At 65.5% G+C, this 18490-nt stretch carries 14 protein-coding genes and 3 pseudogenes; 6 read left to right on the top strand and 11 right to left on the bottom strand.

Features of this window, described 5'->3' with window-relative positions:
- The first annotated feature begins 37 nt into the window (after positions 1-37).
- Positions 38-952, top strand: a complete 915-nt coding sequence (locus CWS35_RS04465) for a LysR family transcriptional regulator (RefSeq protein WP_100950989.1) — start codon at positions 38-40, stop codon at positions 950-952.
- 188 nt (positions 953-1140) lie between these two features.
- Here CWS35_RS04465 and CWS35_RS40560 read toward each other — a convergent pair whose 3' ends face one another.
- From CWS35_RS40560 to CWS35_RS04455, 3 genes and pseudogenes are all read right to left on the bottom strand, one after another.
- Positions 1141-1365: a hypothetical protein gene (locus CWS35_RS40560; RefSeq protein ID WP_157817070.1), complete on the bottom strand. Its 225-nt coding sequence runs from the start codon at positions 1363-1365 to the stop codon at positions 1141-1143.
- A 209-nt stretch (positions 1366-1574) separates the two neighbouring features.
- Positions 1575-1805 (bottom strand): annotated as a pseudogene (locus CWS35_RS40555) (glutathione S-transferase N-terminal domain-containing protein); the annotation flags it as partial.
- 191 nt (positions 1806-1996) lie between these two features.
- Positions 1997-3451 carry an acetamidase/formamidase family protein gene (locus tag CWS35_RS04455; RefSeq protein WP_100950985.1) on the bottom strand — a complete coding sequence of 485 codons (1455 nt, stop codon included), beginning with the start codon at positions 3449-3451 and terminating at the stop codon, positions 1997-1999.
- A 387-nt stretch (positions 3452-3838) separates the two neighbouring features.
- Here CWS35_RS04455 and CWS35_RS04450 point away from each other — a divergent pair, with 387 nt between their 5' ends.
- Positions 3839-6202, top strand: coding sequence for an acetamidase/formamidase family protein (locus CWS35_RS04450; RefSeq protein ID WP_100950983.1), 2364 nt, complete (start codon positions 3839-3841; stop codon positions 6200-6202).
- 69 nt (positions 6203-6271) lie between these two features.
- On the opposite strand, the gene phaR is transcribed toward CWS35_RS04450, so the two are convergent.
- On the bottom strand, positions 6272-6862 hold the full coding sequence (gene phaR, locus CWS35_RS04445) for a polyhydroxyalkanoate synthesis repressor PhaR (RefSeq protein ID WP_024581936.1): 591 nt from the start codon (positions 6860-6862) through the stop codon (positions 6272-6274).
- A gap of 314 nt (positions 6863-7176) precedes the next feature.
- On the opposite strand from phaR, the gene CWS35_RS04440 reads away from it, so the two are divergent.
- From CWS35_RS04440 to CWS35_RS04430, 3 genes are all read left to right on the top strand, one after another.
- Positions 7177-8355, top strand: coding sequence for an acetyl-CoA C-acetyltransferase (locus CWS35_RS04440; RefSeq protein ID WP_100950981.1), 1179 nt, complete (start codon positions 7177-7179; stop codon positions 8353-8355).
- 273 nt (positions 8356-8628) lie between these two features.
- Positions 8629-9354 (top strand): acetoacetyl-CoA reductase, encoded by a 726-nt coding sequence (gene phbB / locus CWS35_RS04435; protein ID WP_024581938.1) that lies wholly within the window; start codon positions 8629-8631, stop codon positions 9352-9354.
- 183 nt (positions 9355-9537) lie between these two features.
- Positions 9538-10410: a DMT family transporter gene (locus CWS35_RS04430; protein ID WP_100950979.1), complete on the top strand. Its 873-nt coding sequence runs from the start codon at positions 9538-9540 to the stop codon at positions 10408-10410.
- A gap of 91 nt (positions 10411-10501) precedes the next feature.
- On the opposite strand, the gene CWS35_RS04425 is transcribed toward CWS35_RS04430, so the two are convergent.
- Positions 10502-10936, bottom strand: coding sequence for a cupin domain-containing protein (locus CWS35_RS04425; protein ID WP_024581940.1), 435 nt, complete (start codon positions 10934-10936; stop codon positions 10502-10504).
- Positions 10936-11703 (bottom strand): hydroxyacylglutathione hydrolase, encoded by a 768-nt coding sequence (gloB, locus tag CWS35_RS04420; protein WP_100950977.1) that lies wholly within the window; start codon positions 11701-11703, stop codon positions 10936-10938. Before gloB ends, CWS35_RS04425 begins: the two co-directional genes overlap by 1 nt.
- A gap of 184 nt (positions 11704-11887) precedes the next feature.
- Here gloB and CWS35_RS04415 point away from each other — a divergent pair.
- Positions 11888-12639: pseudogene (locus CWS35_RS04415) on the top strand (class I SAM-dependent methyltransferase).
- 143 nt (positions 12640-12782) lie between these two features.
- Here CWS35_RS04415 and CWS35_RS04410 read toward each other — a convergent pair.
- The 5 genes and pseudogenes from CWS35_RS04410 to CWS35_RS04390 form a co-directional block, all read right to left on the bottom strand.
- Entirely contained in the window at positions 12783-13553 is a 771-nt protein-coding gene (locus CWS35_RS04410; protein WP_024581943.1) for a DUF4167 domain-containing protein, read from the bottom strand.
- A 451-nt stretch (positions 13554-14004) separates the two neighbouring features.
- Positions 14005-14895 (bottom strand): peptide chain release factor N(5)-glutamine methyltransferase, encoded by an 891-nt coding sequence (prmC, locus tag CWS35_RS04405; protein WP_024581944.1) that lies wholly within the window; start codon positions 14893-14895, stop codon positions 14005-14007.
- 69 nt (positions 14896-14964) lie between these two features.
- Positions 14965-15663, bottom strand: a complete 699-nt coding sequence (locus tag CWS35_RS04400) for an ABC transporter ATP-binding protein (protein ID WP_024581945.1) — start codon at positions 15661-15663, stop codon at positions 14965-14967.
- On the bottom strand, positions 15660-17513 hold the full coding sequence (locus CWS35_RS04395) for an ATP-binding cassette domain-containing protein (protein ID WP_100950975.1): 1854 nt from the start codon (positions 17511-17513) through the stop codon (positions 15660-15662). Before CWS35_RS04395 ends, CWS35_RS04400 begins: the two co-directional genes overlap by 4 nt.
- A 14-nt stretch (positions 17514-17527) precedes the next feature.
- Positions 17528-18402, bottom strand: a pseudogene (locus CWS35_RS04390) (branched-chain amino acid ABC transporter permease).
- Between the last annotated feature and the right edge of the window lie 88 nt (positions 18403-18490).

Below are 18490 nucleotides of genomic sequence, written 5' to 3'. Positions count from 1 at the left end.
CCGAACCGCGCTGCGGCTTTCCGGAGAGCAAGGTGGTATGGACTGGAACGATTTTCGGCTGATCCTTGCGATCGGCCGGGCCGGCTCGCTGAAAGGAGCCGCACAGCAGCTCGGCAACGACCACTCCACGATCTTCCGCTGGCTCAACGCGCTCGAGGCGAGGTTTCAGGTCCAGCTTTTCGAGCGCGCCGACGGCGTCTATACGCCGACGGACGCCGGAGACCGGATGCTGCTCGCCGCCGAGCGCATGGAAATGGAGGTGCTTGCGGTCGACCGTGAGGTCAGCGGTCAGGACGCCAGGTTGTCCGGCAATCTGCGCATCACCTGCTCGGAATCCCTGGCCTACCGCATCCTCAACGACCTGCTTGCCGAGTTCAGGTCGAAGCACGCGGGGATCACGGTCGAGCTGCTCGTCGACAACCGCCAGCTCGACCTGCTCCGACGTGAGGCGGATATTGCGATCCGGGCGACGCGTCCGACCGAGGGCGACTTGTTCGGACGGCAGATCGCGGAGACGGCGTGGGCGCTCTATGCGAGCCCACGCTATCTGGCCGACCGCGGCCGGCCGGACGGCGTTCCGTTCGAGGGCCACAGCTTCATCGGCTGGGACAGCTCGGCGGTCGCGGCAGCGGCGAGCTGGCTCACCGAAACCGTGCCGAACCAGCAGATCGTGTATCGCTCCAGCAGCCTGATCAACCAGATGATGGCGGTGAAGGCCGGCATCGGGATGGCGTTGCTGCCTTGCTATCTCGGCGATCCGGAGACGGACATCGAGCGCGTGTCGGTGCCCGAGGCCACGCTGACGCGTGAACTCTGGCTCATCACCCACCGCGATCTGCGCAACACCGCCCGGGTCCGCGCCTTCTTCGACATCGTGGGGCAAGGGCTGGCGGCGCGCCGCCAGTTGCTCGAAGGACGCTCGCGCAATCGCGCTGCGCTTGAGGCGCGATGATCCTTATCCCAAATCCAGCCGGGACTCTGCTTCACCTCGCCCCGCGTGCGGGGAGAGGTCGGATCGCATCGAAGATGCGATCCGGGTGAGGGAGAGTCTCCACGAGTTCTACTGTCACTCAGCTCGCGGAAGCAGCCCCTCACCCCAACCCTCTCCCCGTAAGAACGGAGATAGGGAGCCCAGTGCGATCACACTTGCCGAGCCTCGCCCGAGGTCTTGTAGCCGGGCTGCTGAAACGGATGCGCGTCGGCGAAGGCCGGCAATGCGAAGCAGCGCTTCGCCAACGCCGCTACCGCGGGAAACGCTGCGAGATCCATGCGGTAGACATCGGCCAGCGCCACCTGGCCGGCGATGCTGATGTCGGCGATCGTCGGCGTCGCTCCCAGCGCAAAGGGGACGGGTGGACGTCGCACCAGCAGGCGCTCGTAGGTCGAGAGCCCTCGGCGGTCCAATGCCTGCACCAGGACTCGATGGCGGCCGTGTCGGCGCCGAGTACCTGACCGAGATATTTGCGGACACGCGGAACGGTCAGCGGGTGCACGTCCGCCGCGAGGATCATGGCCAGTGACCGCGCATAGGCCCGTTCGGCGGCGTCGGTCGGCAACAGCCGTGGCTCGGCCGTGATGTCATCGAGATATTCGACGATCGCCAAGGACTGGAACACGAGGCGGCCGTCGTGAACCAGCGTCGGCACGACGTGCTCCGGGTTCACGTCGGCGTAGCCCGGATCGAACTGGCGTCCGGACAGAATGTCGATGTCGATTTCCTCGAACGGAAGGTTCTTCAGCGCCAGCGCGACCCGGACGCGGAATGCCGCATTCGAGCGCCAGAAGCCGTAGAGCTGGATGGTCATTCGGATTGCCTCTCTTCGTCAGGCCGTCTGTCTAGCGTGGCGTGGGAGGGGCGTCGCAGGCGATGCGATTGCCGCGCGGCAATCCGGGCTTGCAAGCCTGCAAGTGCAGGCTTGCTGGAGCGTCTTGGCCAGAGAGCGGTGACCCGCGGATCACCGCGCTTGAGGCTGTTCCTCGCGCGAGGCCCTTTTGGTCAGTTGTCGCCGCCGGCGAAGATGTCCTTGCGGATCACCGCATGGACGCCCCAATTGCCGTCGACCACCTGGGTGACGCCGAAATCGACGCCGAGCGAGATCAGCGAGATCGCCTCGTCCTCGGTCAGCTTCTTGGTCGTCATCAGGAACTTGCGCATCTTGCGGAAGGCGTCGCGCAAGGCGAGGTCGACCGACGATTTCTTGTAAATCTCGGTCTGCGCGCTGGAGCCGAGCTCACTGAGATAGTTGGCGTAGCTGAATCCGTGCACCAGCCATTCGTCCTTCGTCTCCAGCATCGGGTAGTCGAGCGCTTCCAGCGCGGTGCCCGCGAGGTCGGCCTTCTTGTGCAGGATGATCTGGAAGGTGCCGTTGAGCGAGCATTCGATCGCGGTGCCGCACAGTTCGGAATCGCCCTGCGAGGCGTGCGAATCGCCGACCGACAGCAGCCCGCCCTCGACCGCCACCGGGTAATACATCGTGGCGCCCTTGCCGATCCGCCAATTGTCGATGTTGCCGCCGGTGTAGCTCGGCGGAATCGAATCGACGAACTCGGCCTCCTTCGGCGCGAGCCCGATCACCCCGAAATGCGGCCGCACCGGAATGCGCACGTTCTTCAGGATGCCGTGGTTCTCCTTGACCGTCGAATGATCGACCGGGACGCCGGGATAATCGATGGTCTTGTGCACCACGCCGGACGGATCGGTCTGCGGCGTCCAGGTGAAGTTGTAGACGGCACGCGCCCAGTTGCGTTCGCCGGTTGCGTCGACCTCATAGATGGTGACGACCTCTCGCGGCTTCGGTTCGGTGAGCAGATCCTTGTAGTGGAAGCCCCACGAGGCCGCGGCGTTGCTGCCGAACGCCTTGCCGGAATATTTCGGATTGGCGCAGGGCCGCGGCGCGACGTCGATGATGCGTAGCTCGAGCACGTCGCCTTCCTCGGCACCGCGCACGAACACCGGCCCGGTGCAGATATGCACGCCGAGGCCTTCGCCGGCGCCGCGTCCGAACAGCGAGGCGTCCATCGGACCCGCGCCGCGCCGATTCACGCCCTTCTTCTCCTTGGTCCAGAGATAGACGCTCTCGACGCCGGGATCGCCCTTCACCATGCGTTCGGCATCGTCATTGGCGTGGTGCGTCAGCGCCTCGATCGTGATGAAGTCGCCGGAATTGATCTCGACGCGCGGTTTCAGCGTCTTGCTGAAATAGCCCCAATGCACGGTGTCGGCATTGGCCGGCAGATGGTGATAGGCGCGCTGCGCCGGCTGGTGTTTTTCGGCGGCGGCCGCCATCTTCGGTGTCACCAGCGAGATGCCGCCGGCGGTCATCGCCGCTGCGCCGCCGGCCGCCGCGAAGCTCGATCGCAGGAACGAGCGGCGTTCCCGGTCGAGCGTCTCCTTGAATTGTCGATGATGCAATTCGAAGTCCGGGCAGTTCTTGTCGTCACCTGCGCACATCTTTGGCTCTCCCTTGGATCGAAAGTGTGCGCACGAGACTGCATCGCGCGCCGTCGTCCCGACATGACCGGGCGCGCCCAATAATTTGTAGGTGCGATGCTGTTCCTTGCGGCGCGAACGCCCGCGCAAAGGCGTGGAAGCCAGGTGAGACGGCTGCCTCCGCATTGCGGCGTGGCCGCGATGGTCAAGAATTTGGACGTATTCGATCAAGTTGCACTGCGTTCGCGGGCAACGGTGCTGCGGCGTAACCGCGGCCGCTTGCGTCCATTGCACGAAGGCTGGGCAGCGCGTGCCGCAGCAACATGCTTGCCGCGCCCCGGCAATCGGTGCACGCTGTCTTCACGGCTCTGTGACTGGAAGGCCGCGGTGTGGCGGCCCGGAGGGGTGATGGTCGCGACGACCTACCGGATTTCGGTCGATGCGATCCCGCGGCAAAACCGGCGGGAGATGTGGCGCGAGGCGCTGTCCGGCTTGCAGCTCGATTGCGAATTGCCGGAGGCCGGCCAATTCCAGTTCGGCGAGTTGACCGCGAAGCGTTCGACCAGCGGCGCGCAGCTCGCGCTGCTGCGTTCCACCGAGCAGCAGATCGTCTGCAACGGTCACGCCGCGTCACCGGGAATGCCGGCGCGGGTCGCCATCATCTTCCATGCCTACGGCCGCGGCAGCGTCGCGTCCGGCCCACGCAGGTGCGAATTCGCCGACAACGACGTTTCGGTGTGCGACCTGCAATCGCCCTGGCGCATGGCTTTACGCGAGGATTTCGAGATCCTGCTGCTCGAATTGCCGCGCGAGCGGCTGCTCGGCCGGCTCGGGCATAATCGGCTGCGTCTGCCGGCCGTGCTCGGCGCATCGATTGCCGCGGCGGCCGTGCGGCCGGTGATGCGGACATTGGGCGGCAATTTCGCGATCCTCGACAAGGCCGATCTCGCCACTGCCGAGGTCGCGGTCACCGAGCTCATCGCCGGCGCGCTACTCGGCGAGACGCGGCTCGATGCGGAGGCGATGACGCAGGTCCAGGCCGGCCATTTGCGGCGGGTCGATGCCGCGATCGAGGCCCAGCTCGGCAATGCCGGTCTGACGATCGCCGACATCGCCCGGCAGGAAGGCCTGTCGCAGCGCTATTTGCAGCGGCTGTTCGAACGGCAGAGCACGACATTCTCCGCCTATGTGCGCGAGCGGCGGCTGGAGCGCTGCTGCAACGATCTGATCGATCCGAACTACGCCGACCAGCGCATCGCCGAAATCAGCTATCGCTGGGGCTTCACCGATCAGGCGCATTTCAGCCGGATGTTCAGCGCGACCTACGGCACCTCGCCGCGCGACTTCCGCAAGGCGGTGCCGCGCGATGTCGCGAGCGAGCGTACGCGCGGCCGGCCGCGGCTGGCACGCGGCACCGCGACCGTGCTGCGGCTCGCGCCAAGCCCGGCATCGCGCGGGACGATTGCGCAGCAGGAGCCGATCCTGGCGGTCGAGCCAGCGGCGGCGCCGGAAGGGCGGGACGCCTCCCATCATCATCTCAAGGTGTCGAGGGAGACTGCCCATTGGGGTTATCTCAGCCGCGCCATTCCGCCTGTCATGAGCGTGCGGTCGGGCGCGCTGGTGACGATCGAGACGCTGACCCAGCACGCCTTCGATGATTATGAGCGCATGATCAAGGGCGACCCGGGCGCCGAGAGCGTGTTTCGCTGGACCGCCGAGGGCAAGTCGGTGGAACGGCGCGGCGCCGGCCCGATGGACGGTTCGATCTTCGGCCGTGGCGCCGGCGAAGGCTTTGGCGTGCACATCTGCACCGGTCCGATCCATGTCTGCGGCGCGGAGCCCGGCGACGTGCTCGAGGTGCAGATCCTCGATATCTGGCCGCGGCCCTCCGCCAACCCGGCCTTTGCCGGCAAGTCGTTCGGCAGCAATGCCGCGGCCTGGTGGGGCTTTCAGTACAACGACCTGATCGATCAGCCGGCCAGGCGCGAGACCATCACGATCTTCGAGACCGACGCGCGGGCAGAATGGGCCCACGCCCTCTATTCCTATCGCTGGACGCCGCAGACCGATCCGTTCGGCGTGCGTCACGAGACGATGGATTATCCGGGCGTGCCGGTCGACCACGCCACCATCGAGAAACGGCAGGGCGTGCTGGCCGGCGTGCGCATCCCGGCGCGATTGCATTTCGGCTTCATGGCGGTGGCGCCGCGCGAGTCCGACATCATCGATTCGATTCCGCCGGGCTATTTCGGCGGCAATGTCGACAATTGGCGCGCCACCAAGGGCACCACGCTGTATCTTCCGGTCGCCGTGCCCGGCGCGCTGTTCTCGATCGGCGATCCGCATTTCGCGCAGGGCGACGGCGAGGTCAACGGCACCGCGCTCGAGCTATCGCTCACCGGCCAGTTTCGCTTCGTGCTGCACAAGAGCGGCAGCGCTGCCAAGCCGCATGTCGAGGGCCTTGCGCATCCGCTCCTGGAAACGCCGGAGGCGTGGATCCTGCACGGCTTCAGCTATGGCAATTACCTGCGGGAGCTCGGGCGGAATGCGCAGTCTGAAATCTACCAGCGTTCGTCGGTCGATCTCGCGCTGCGCAATGCATTCCGCGCGACGCGCAAATTCCTGATGGAGTGCTATCGCCTCAGCGAGGATGAGGCGCTGGCGCTGATCTCGCTCGGCGTCGATTTCGGCGTCACCCAGGTTGCCGACGGCAATTGGGGCGTGCACGCGATCGTGCCCAAGAACATGTTTGGCGGGACGATGGGGACGTGACGTCGGCGAGGCGCGCCGACGTCGGAGATTCTCGCGATGCGATAACGGCCGATGGATCGGCCGAGGACCTTACTCGTCCTTCTTCGCCGGCTGCGACATGCGCTCGAGGCGTTCCTGCATGTCCTTCATCTGGCGGCGCAGGTCGTCGATGTTGCCGTTGTCGGGCGCCGGCTCCGGCACCTTCTCGGTCTCGGCGCCGCCGCGCTGCGGCACGAACGGCTTGAACATCGAGAAAGTCTGCTGGAACAGCTCCATGTTGCGGCGGACTTGCTCCTCCAGCGGAGCAAACGGTGTCCCGCTCAGGGCGCCCGCGATCTGCTTGCGGAATTTTTCCTGTTCCTTGGTCAGCGTCTCGATCGATTGTTCGAGATATTTCGGCACCACCATCTGCATGCTGTCGCCATAGAAGCGGATCAGCTGGCGCAGGAAGGTGGTCGGCAGCAGGTTCTGGCCGGCCTTGTTCTCCTGCTCGAAGATGATCTGCGCGAGCACGGAGCGGGTAATGTCGTCGCCGGTCTTGGCGTCATAGACGAGGAAATCCTCGCCTTCCTTCACCATCGCCGCGAGGTCCTCGAGCGTCACATAGGTGCTCGTACCGGTATTATAGAGCCGCCGGTTCGCGTATTTCTTGATCGTGGTCGGTTGTTCAGATTTTGCCATGGGCTCTCACTTCAATACCGAAGAACCTGGAACCCGACGGCATCGCCGCTGGGCTAAATGCAACGCATCGCAGCAAAGGTAAGCATTTTCAAAGCGGTTCGGCTACCGTTTTGTGCTGTGCGGTTAATTCCAAAGCATAGGATTTGCTCAGGAATGTGCCAGAAGCGTCATTTTGAGTGCGCCGCGGCGCGTTTTGCGCGTCAGCGCGATTGACATGCCGCAATGAGATTTACAGGATAGTCACCAAGAGACAGGCCAGCCAAACCGGGCCGCCCGCCGTCGAGAAACCCAGCTACAACCCATAGGAGATGTCCATGTCAGACGATGTCGTCATCGTCAGCGCCGCCCGCACCCCGGTCGGCAGCTTCAACGGCGCATTCGCAACCACACCGGCCCACGATCTCGGCGCGATCGCCATCAAGGCGGCGCTGGAGCGTGCCGGCGTCGAGGGCGGCCAGGTCTCCGAAGTGATCATGGGCCAGATCCTCACCGCCGCGCAGGGCCAGAACCCCGCCCGCCAGGCCTCGATCGCGGCCGGCATCCCGGTGGAGAGCCCGGCCTGGGGCGTCAACCAACTCTGCGGCTCCGGCCTGCGCACCGTGGCGCTCGGTTACCAGGCGTTGCTCAACGGCGATTCGTCGATCGTGGTCGCGGGCGGCCAGGAGTCGATGAGCATGGCCCCGCATGCGCAGTATCTGCGCGGTGGCGTCAAGATGGGCGGCCTCGAATTGATCGACACCATGATCAAGGACGGCCTGTGGGATGCCTTCAACGGCTACCACATGGGCAACACCGCCGAGAACGTCGCCAAGCAGTACCAGATCACCCGTTCGCAGCAGGACGAGTTCGCGGTCGGTTCGCAGAACAAGGCCGAGGCGGCGCAGAAGGCCGGCAAGTTCAAGGACGAGATCGTCCCGGTCACCATCAAGAGCCGCAAGGGCGACATCGTGGTCGACGCCGACGAGTATCCGCGCCATGGCGCCACGATCGATGCGATGGCCAAGCTGCGCGCGGCGTTCGAGAAGGACGGCACCGTGACCGCCGGCAACGCCTCGGGCATCAATGACGGCGCCGCCGCCGTCGTGCTGATGACCGCCAAGGAAGCCGCCAAGCAGGGCAAGAAGGTGCTCGCCCGCATCGTCTCCTGGGGCCAGGCCGGCGTCGATCCCAAGATCATGGGCACCGGTCCGATCCCCGCCTCGCGCGCCGCGCTGAAGAAGGCCGGCTGGAACATCGCCGACCTCGACCTGATCGAAGCCAACGAGGCGTTCGCGGCGCAGGCCTGCGCCGTCAACAAGGACCTCGGCTGGGATCCGGCCAAGGTCAACGTCAATGGCGGCGCGATCGCGATCGGCCATCCGGTCGGCGCGTCGGGTGCGCGCGTGCTGGTGACGCTGCTGCACGAGATGCAGAAGCGCGATGCCAAGAAGGGCCTCGCGACGCTGTGCATCGGCGGCGGCATGGGTATCGCCATGTGCGTTGCACGCGACTGAACAAAAGGCAGCGAGGCCGGCTAGGTGATGAAAAGATCATCTGTCAACCACGGCGCGAGCTGATAGAAAAGATGCCCGGCTTTGCGCCGGGCATTTTTGTTTCGAGAGCATGATCCGGACCCGGAGAGCCGCGTTAGCGTAAAGCGTGAAGCGGTTTTCCGAAGGGATCATGCTCAAAACGGGAGCGGAAGCGCGACGATCCCATCGCGCTTCGTTGTGAGTGCGTAGGCCGGAGTTATCCGGTTATAAAAGACGGCCAAGGAGGAGACGGACATGGCACGTGTTGCATTGGTGACGGGCGGAACGCGGGGCATCGGAGCTGCTATCAGCAAGGCGCTGAAGGCGGCCGGCTACAAGGTGGCGGCAAGCTACGCCGGCAATGATGCCGCGGCGGAGAAGTTCAAGGCGGAGAACGGGATTCCCGTCTACAAGTGGGACGTCGCATCGTTCGACGCCTGCGCGGAAGGCGTGAAGAAGGTCGAGGCCGAACTCGGCCCGGTCGACGTGCTGGTGAACAATGCCGGTATCACCCGCGACACCGCCTTCCACAAGATGACGCTCGAGCAGTGGAATGCCGTGATCAACACCAACCTCGGCTCGCTGTTCAACATGACGCGCCAGGTGATCGAAGGCATGCGCGCCCGCAAGTTCGGCCGCATCATCTCGATCTCCTCGATCAACGGCCAGAAGGGTCAGTTCGGCCAGGTCAACTATTCGGCGGCCAAGGCCGGCGACATCGGCTTCACCAAGGCGCTGGCGATCGAGAACGCCAAGGGCGGCATCACCGTCAACGTGATCGCGCCCGGCTACATCAACACCGAGATGGTGCAGGCGGTGCCGAAGGACGTGTTGGAGAAGAACGTGATCCCGCAGATCCCGGTCAATCGCCTCGGCGAGCCCGAGGAGATCGCGCGCGCGGTGGTGTTCCTGGCGGCCGACGATGCCGGCTTCATCACCGGCTCGACCCTGACCATCAATGGCGGCCAGTATCACGCCTGACGCGACCAGCGTCGTCGCGTCGCAGGCACACTATCGATGCAGTCGTGATGCCCGGCCTTGTGCCGGGCATTTTCGTCTTTACAACCGCCCGGCGCAAAGCAAAGAGAGGGCCGGCCGTGACATAGGCGAGCGGAAGCGACGCCGTCCTCCGGACGGCTAAGCCGGCTCTACGGATGAGTGCAAATGACGACCCGGACTGCCACCCTTGTCGGACTGACCGCGATCCTGATGTGGTCGCTGCTGTCGGTCATGACGGTCGCGACCGGGACCATCCCGGCATTCCAGCTCGCCGCGATGACGTTTGCGATCGGTGCCGCGGTCGCGTTCGCGAGCTTCCTGTTCCGTCCCACAGCGTTCGGCGCCTTGAAGCAGCCGCTGGTGGCCTGGGTGGTCGGCGTCGGCGGCCTGTTCGGCTATCACGCGCTGTATTTCCTGGCGCTGCGCTTCGCGCCGCCGGCCGAGGCGGGCCTGCTCAATTATCTCTGGCCGCTCCTGATCGTGTTGTTTTCCTCGCTGTTGCCGGGCGAGCGGCTTGCGATCCACCACATCGTCGGCGCGTTGCTTGGCCTTGCCGGCACCGTGTTGCTGTTCGCCGGCAACACCGGCGCTTTCACCAAAGAGCAGATTCCAGGCTTCGCCGCGGCCTTTGTCGCGGCCTTCGTGTGGGCTGCCTATTCGGTGATGTCGCGCCGGCTCAAGGCGGTGCCGACCGATGCGGTGGCGGGCTTCTGTCTTGCGACCGCGGTGCTCGCGGCGGCCGTGCACATGATGGTGGAGACCACGGTGTGGCCAACAACATTGCTGCAATGGCTTGCGGTCATCGCGCTCGGCATCGGTCCGGTGGGCGCGGCGTTCTTTGCCTGGGACATCGGCATGAAGCGCGGCGACATCCGCGTGCTCGGCGCCGCGTCCTATGCCACGCCGCTGCTCTCGACCGCGTTCCTGATTCTTGCGGGCTTTGCCAGGCCGAGTGCCAACATCGCGATCGCCGCGATCCTGATCGCCGGCGGCGGGCTGATCGCGGCGAAGGATATGGTGTTGAGGAAAAGAACGTAGATGTAGGATGGGTAGAGCGCAGCGAAACCCATCACTTTGCCATGCGGACCGAAGTAGATGGGTTTCGCTGCGCTCTACCCATCCTACGAAGCTAGCGAGCCGGCTCCCAGCCCTTCGGCGCCAGCTCGAACTTCGAGAACTCGAATCCCGGCGCGACGGTACAGCCGACCAGCGTCCAGTCGCCGCCGCTTTCCGCCGCCTGCCAGGCGCCCGCCGGCACGATCGCCTGCGGTTGTTCGCCGCGCGCGACATCTGGCCCGAGCCTGATCGATTGCTGCGGGCCGCCATCCTGCGCGATCCGCAGGGTCAGCGGCGCGCCGGCGTGATAGTGCCAGATCTCGACCGCGTCGATGCGATGCCAGTGCGAGCGCTCGCCGCGCGCGAGCAGGAAGTAGATCGCGGTCGAATGCGCGCGTCCGGCGGCGTCAGTGCGCTCGTCGCGAAACGTCTCGCGATAATGCCCGCCTTCGGGATGCGGCTTCAGATCGAGCCGCGCGATGATGTCGGCAGCCGAGAGGTCGGCCATCACGACTTGTTCTTGCGCTCGCGGAGTTCGCCGAACACCAGCGCCGGATCGGCGCCCTTCATGTGCAGCTTGGCCGCGACCGCGGGCTCGTCGGCGCGCAGGAACACGTTGGCCTTCTTCTCGTCGCCGAGCAGCACGGGAATCGTCGGCTTGTTCTCGGCCCGCAGCCGGGTGACTTCCTCGGCGCGCGCTTGCAGGGCGGCATTGTCGGGCTCGACGGTGAGTGCGAACTTCACATTCGAGGCGGTGTATTCATGGCCGCAATACAGGCGAAAATCGTCCGGCAGCGAGCGCAGCTTCAACAGCGAATCCCACATCATCGGATAGGTGCCTTCGAACACCCGCCCGCATCCGATCGAGAACAGCGTGTCGGCGGCGAACACCGCCTTCTCGCCGTCGAACACATAGGAGATATGGTCGAGCGTATGGCCGGGGGTCTCGACCACCCGGGCCAGCAGGCTGCCGACCTTGATGACGTCGGCATTGGCGGCGCGCAGGTCGACATTGGCGATCTTGGCCGACTTGTCGTGCGGGGCGACGACACGGCAGCCATATTTCTGCTTCAGCTCGGCGACGCCGCCGACATGGTCGCCATGGTGATGGGTGATCAGGATGTCGGTCAACGTCCAGCCTTCGCGCTCCAGTGCCTTGATGATCGGGGCCGCCTCCGGCGCATCGATCGATGCCGTCGCCTTGGTGGCGGGATCGTGGATCAGGTACCCGAAATTGTCGGTGAGGCAGGTGAAGGTACGAATTTCGGCGGCCATGATATCTCCACGAACAAACGGGGCGGGCACTTCAGAGCATGATGCTTTCGAAAAGCCGGTATCCACCTTTTGGGATCGTGCTTCTAACGCGCCCTATATAGGGGTGAAATATGGCGTTAACGCTCCGGCGGCAACGCAATTTTCGGCGCACCCCGGCACCGGGGGGCATGGTAGGCTGGCGAGCATGGACGTCATCGACCTCCGCGACTTCTATTCGCAGCGCCTCGGCATCGTGGCGCGGCAGCTGATCAACCGTGGCATCCGGGCGCGCTGGCCCGATGCGGAAGGCCAGCGCGTGCTTGGCCTCGGCTATCCGACGCCCTATCTCGGATTGTTCCGTGAGTCCTGCGAGCGCTGCATCGCCTTCATGCCGGCAGCCCAGGGCGTGCTGAAATGGCCGACCGGCCGGCCGGCGCTGGCGACCCTGGTCGACGAATTCTCGATGCCGTTGCCCGATGCCGCGGTCGACCGCGTGTTGCTGGTGCATGCGCTGGAGATGTCCGACGACCCGGAACGGTTGCTGCGTGAGGTGTGGCGGGTGCTGTCGCCTTCGGGCGGCTGATCGCGATCATTCCGAATCGCCGCGGGGTCTGGACCCGCACCGATGCGACGCCGTTCGGCCACGGCCGGCCCTATTCGCGGGCCCAGATCACGCAGCTGTTGCGGCAGACCTGGTTCACGCCGTCGTCATGGGGCGAGGCGTTGTTCATGCCGCCGGTCCAGGGCAGCTGGTTCCTGCGTTCGGCGATGGCGTGGGAGCGGGTCGGGGCGGCGCTGTCGATGCCGTTTGCCGGCGTGCATATCGTGGAAGCGAGCAAGCAGGTCTATCGCGCGATCCCGGCGCGCCGCGAGCGCACGCGGCTGATCCCGTCATTGCAGCCGGTGCTGGTGCCGTCATCGACTGCGACGCGTAAATCCAGTCACTCCGAGTCGTAGTCCGCCCCGAAGTCGTGGAATGAATAGGCTGATCTATCCACACCGTCATGGCCGGGCTTGTCCCGGCCATCCATGTCTTCCGTTACCTGGAAGCCAAGACGTGGATGCCCGGGACAAGCCCGGGCATGACAAATTTGTGTGCGTTACTCGTTGCCGGGATTGAAGTCGTCGCTCGGCGCGGGCTGCGCGGCCATGTCGGGACGCGGGCCCGCCGGACGGCGGCGCCGCCGCGGGAAGCGCTCGCTCCGCTCGCTGCGCTCTCCGCCGCCATTGCCTTCATACGATCCGTTGACCTGCGGCTGCGCGCCACCGGTGATGAAGGAGGGCAGACGATCGACGCCACCGGCATCGGCCATCGCGGGCTGCGGCTGGCTCTGCGGTTGCGGCTGATATTGCGGCTGCGGACGATGCTCACGTTCGCGGTGCTCACGCGGCTGCTGGTCACGCTCGCGATGCTCGCGCGGCTGCTGCTGATCGCGCTGATAGGGCTGCTGGCCGTTCTCGCGGACGAAAGGCTGCTGCTGTTGCGGCACGAAGCCCGGCTCCTGGCCGAAGCTCGAATAGCCGTCGCTGTCGTCGTCATTGTCGTCGGTCGCGACCGGCTCGGCGTCGGGGCGCGGCTGCTGCTGATTCTGCCGGAACTGCTCCTGCGCCGCGGCGATGATCCGGTAGTAGTGCTCGGCGTGCTGGTAGTAGTTCTCGGCTGCCACCGGATCGCCGGAGGAGCGTGCATCGCGCGCGAGCTGGACGTATTTCTCGGCCACATGGGAGGCCGTGCCGCGGATCTTGATGTCGGGGCCGTTCGATTCGTAGACCCTCGTCAGGGGATTCTGGCCGCGCCGGTTATTGTTGTTGTTATTATTGTTGTTGTTATTCCGGTTGCGCATCCGCTTGTTGTTCTGACCGTTTCTCATCTGTCGCCTTTTATTCCAGCCCTGAAGTTATTGCAGTCCACCGTTCGATTCGGCGCGCGCCCGGGGCGCACGGAATCACAACACCGTTTGAAGTGGCTTCGATGTCGCCGGCCATCTCGTTCAGTAAAGTCGCGTTCAGCAAAGACGCGTTCCCCAAGCGCCGGCCAAACACGCCAGCGACTAAATCATTCTGCCCGTCGAGACAGGCCCAGTTCTCGTGCGTAAGTGTTCAAGCGCAATAACAGGCTTTCGTTCGCTTGGCAGTCAGAGCGGCACAGCTTCGGCTATTGCGCTCAATGAGACCTGCGTTCCTGGAACCTTTCGATCGGCGGGCTCTGCTGAACCCTGGTCATCACCCGTAACGGTTACGGGGCCAGCACCGATGTTGTGGCCGGAACGTAGTCGTTCCCCGGGGATATTCCAAGAGGTTTTTTTGCGTTCCAATAGGACTTTATCTGGGCAGCCGGCGCCCCGAAACGGCCCTCGGGACGCCCCCGAGATCGGCCTTGGGCGGCCCCGTTGGGGATAACCCGGAGGCCGTCATCAGGGCTTCAACGTCGCCCGCCTGGCCCTGCCCGATTTCCACAACCAGAAATCCATGTGGTGTCAAAAGACCCGCAGATTGCGAAATCAGCGCGCGGTAGGCGTCGAGCCCGTCGGCGCCGCCATCGAGCGCCGCGCGCGGATCATGCTCGCGCACCTCGATGTCGAGACCTGCGATGTCGGCGGTGGTGATGTAGGGCGGGTTGGACACGATCAGGTCGAACGCGCCGCTCAGCCCGCTGCCATAGTCGCACTCGATCCAGGTCGTGCGACCCGCAAGTCCGAGCTCGGCGGCGTTGCGGCTCGCCGTCCGCAGCGCCTCCCCCGAGATGTCGGTGGCGAAGCCATGCGCGTTGGGCAGTTCCGAGAGCAGCGCCAGCAGGATCGCGCCGGAGCCGGTGCCGAGATCGGCGATCCGCAACGCGCGCTCGGTCGCATTGTCGGCCCGCAGCAGCTCGAGCGCGCGCTCCACCACGGTCTCGGTATCGGGACGCGGCACCAGCGTCGCGGCCGAGAGATGCAGCGGCAGCCCCCAGAACTCCTTGACGCCGACGATGCGCGCCACCGGTTCGCCGGCGAGGCGGCGCCGCGCGAAGTCATCGAGGCAAGTTGATTCATCCGGCGTCAGCAAGCGTTTGGCGCCGGTGACCATGCCGGTCAGATCGAGCCCCGTCGCGGCGCCGGTCAGCAGCCGCGCATCGAGCTCGGCGGCGTCGTTGCCGGCCGCCTTGAGGCGCGCGGCGAGGGTGCGCCGGGCGCTCTCTACGGTCTGGTTGCCCTGTTCGGCTGATGCGCTCATCGCGCGTTGTTAGCCGAAGGTCGATCCGGCGTCGATATCGCTTGCGCCTGTTGCCGCCGCAGCAGCACGCTAGACTCCGAGATAGCGTTGCAGCACGTCCGGCTGGGCCTTGATCTCCTGCGCCGGCCCTTCATGGACGATGTGTCCATTGTTGATGATGTAGATGCGCTGTGCCAGCGCGAGCGTCGCGGCGAGGTTCTGCTCCACCAGCACGATGGTCTGCCCGGCCTCGGCCAGGTCGCGGCAGGCCTTCATCAGGTCGCGCACGATCACCGGCGCCAGCCCCTCGAACGGCTCGTCGAGCAGGATGATCTTGGGATCGCGCACCAGCGCGCGCGCGATCGCCAGCATCTGCTGCTCGCCGCCGGACAGATCCGTGCCGCGGTTGCTGCGCCGTTCCCGAAGCCGCGGGAACATCTCGTAGATGCGCTCCAGCGGCCAGCGCTGCGAGGCGGTCAGTCCGGCGATCACCAGGTTTTCCTCGACGCTCAGGCTGCCGAAGATGCGGCGCTCCTCATGCACCAGCTGCATGCCGGCCTGTGCGATCTTGTGGCTTTTCTTGCCGGCGATATCGACGCCGTCGAACATCACCGAGCCGCGGCGCGGCGTCACCACGCCCATCAGGCTCTTCAGCGTCGTGCTCTTGCCGGCGCCGTTGCGGCCGAGCAGCGCCACCACCTCGTTGCGCTCGACGCGCAACGAGACGTCGAACAGGATGTGGGAATCCCCGTAATAGCTGTTCAGTCCGTTGACCTCGAGCAGGCTCATGCGGCGAGCACTCCATGCACGCCGCCGAGATAGGCCTCCTGGACGGTCGCGTTGTTCTTGATCTCCTCCGGCGTTCCCTCGACCAGCACGCGGCCTTCCTGTAGCACGGTGACGCGCTCGGCGAGCTCGAACAGCGCATCCATGTCGTGATCGATGATGATCATGGTGCGGCCCTGGCTGATCGACTTCAGCAGCTTCACGGTCTCGACGCGTTCGCGCGGGCTCATGCCGGCCAGCGGCTCGTCGAGCAGCAGCAGGCTCGGCGATGTCGCCAGCGCCAGCCCGATCTCCAGCCGGCGCTTCTCGCCATAGGCGAGCTCGGAGACCGGCGTATCGGGCCGCTTGGTCAGGTTGACCAGCTCAAGCGTCTGCTGCACGCGCTCGGACAGGCCGGGGATGCTGTCGATGCTGCGGAACAGGTCGAGCTTGAACTTGCCGCGCAGCCCGGACAGCGCCGCGATCACCAAATTCTCGCGCACGGTGAGCCCGGCGAACAGCTGGTTGACCTGGTAGCTCTTGGTCAGGCCGAGCTGGCAGACGTCGGTGACGTTCATGCCGGTGATGTCGCGGCCCTCGAACATGATGGTGCCCGAGGTCGGATGCACCTCGCAGGTCAGCATCTTGAAGAAGGTCGACTTGCCGGCGCCGTTCGGGCCGATGATGCCGCGCAGCTCGCCGTGATTGACCGTGAAGTCGATGTCGCTGTTGGCGAGCAGGCCGCCATAGCGCTTGGTCAGGCCCCTGGCCTGAAGGATCGGGCCGGACGGGTTGCCCTGGGCACGAGGTGGCGATGCGGGCATTGCCGCCGCCGCGGCGTGCGGTTCGCTTGCGACGGCCGCGACCTCCGGCTCGCTCTCGTCCGGCTCGCGGGCGCGGCGCTGTCCGGTCAGCAGGCGATAGAGATCGGCGAGGCCGCCGATGATGCCGCGGCGCAGGAAGCAGACCAGCAGCACGAACACGATGCCGAGCACCAGCTTCCAGGCCGCGCCGAGCCCGAGCGCCGCCTGGAGGAAGTCCTGCAATGACAGCCAGACCGCGGCGCCGACCAGCGGCCCGAACAGCGTGCCGCGGCCGCCGATCGCGGTCTGCATCACGAGCTGCCCCGAGGTGTCGAAGGTGAAGGCGTCGGGCGGCATGAAAGCCTGTAGCACGCCCAGGAGCCCGCCGGCAAAGCCGGCATAGGCGGCGGCGATCACGAAGGCGGTCAGCTTGTAGCCGTGGATGTTGTGCCCGACCGCGGTCGCCCGCAGCGGATTGTCCCTGATCGCGCTGAACACCGCGCCGACCGGCGAGCGCACGATGCGCAGCGCGATCACGACACCGATGAAATAGCACAGCGCCAGGAACTGATAGAGCGACCAGCCGGTGGTGAAGTGCAGCGTGGTGAAGCCGAGATTGAAGCTCGGGGTCGGCACGCCCGGCAGCCCGTTCTCGCCGCCGGTGAAGTCCGACAGCGGATTGAACTCGACGAAGAAGAACACCTCGGCGATCGCGACCGTGATCATGGCGAAATAGATGCCGGTCCGGCGCAGCGCGATCAGGCCGATCAGATAGCCGGCGGCGGCCGCCGCGATCATGCCGATGACGAGCGCGAGCACCACGTTCGGGAAGCCTGCGCGGGTCAGGAGATAGGCGGCGACGAAGCCGCCGGTGCCGTAGAAGGCCGACTGGCCGAACGACAGCAGGCCGGTGAAGCCGAACAGGATGTCGAAGCCGAGGCCGAACAGGCCCCAGACCAGGATCCGGTTCACCGTATTGGGCGCGAAGCCGAGCCATGGCAGCACGAAGGGCGCGAGAATCAGGCCGGCGGCCGTCAGGAACTCGATCAAATATGGGCGCTGTTTCAGCATTCAGGAATCCGTGGTCATTCGCGGCCCTGCGTGCCGAGCAGGCCGTGCGGTCGGAGCACGAGCACGAGCGTCATCGCCGCGAACAGCATGACGTAGGCGTAACCGGGGTTGAACATCGAGGTGATGCTGATGATCTCGCCGGCGATCAGGCCGCCGAGGATCGCGCCGGGAAACGAGCCGACGCCGCCGATCACCACCACCACGAAGGTCTCGACCAGGATGTCGTCGCCGACGCCCGGCGTCAGCGACACCACGGGCGCATTGATGATGCCGGCGAAGCCCGCGGCCATCGCGCCGATGCCGAACACGATCATGAAGACGCGGTAGACGTTGATGCCGAGCGAATCGACCATCACCGAATCCTCGATGCCGGCGCGCACGATCATGCCGAGCCGGGTGCGGTACAGGATCAGGAACAGGCCGCCGAGCGCGACCGCGACGATGCCGACCACCGCGAGCCGATAGGTCGGGTAGAACAGGAAGCCGAGTGAGGTGATGCCTTGCAGCATCGCCGGCGGCGGCACCACCTGCGACTGGCTGGTGAAGATCAGCCGCACGATCTCGACGAAGCAGATGCCGAGGCCGAAGGTCACCAGCAGCTGGTCCTCGTGCGGGCGATGATAGAAATGGCGGATGATGATCCGCTCCATCGCGACGCCGAGCGCCATCACGAACAGCGATCCGGCGATGACGGCGAGGATGAACGAGCCGGTGTAGGAATAGGTCACGTATCCGGCGTAACCGCCGATCATGAACATGGCGCCGTGGGCGAGGTTGAGCACCCGAGCGTGCCGTAGATGATTGTCAGTCCGGAGCTGATCAGTGCGAGCAGCGCGCCGAGCGCAAGCCCGTTGAATAGCTGCGAGACGAAATTCGGCCAGTTGATCATGACATGCGTTCAGTTGGCCCGGTCAATGGAGGCAGGCGTTTCGACACAAAGCGGCGCCGCGGGTCGGGTCGCCCCGCCCACGGCGCCG

It is taken from the genome of Bradyrhizobium sp. SK17 (genome assembly GCF_002831585.1).
Taxonomy (GTDB): domain Bacteria; phylum Pseudomonadota; class Alphaproteobacteria; order Rhizobiales; family Xanthobacteraceae; genus Bradyrhizobium.
The sequence above is the reverse complement of the archived record's forward strand: the minus strand, read 5'-3'. Positions and strand labels throughout refer to the sequence as shown.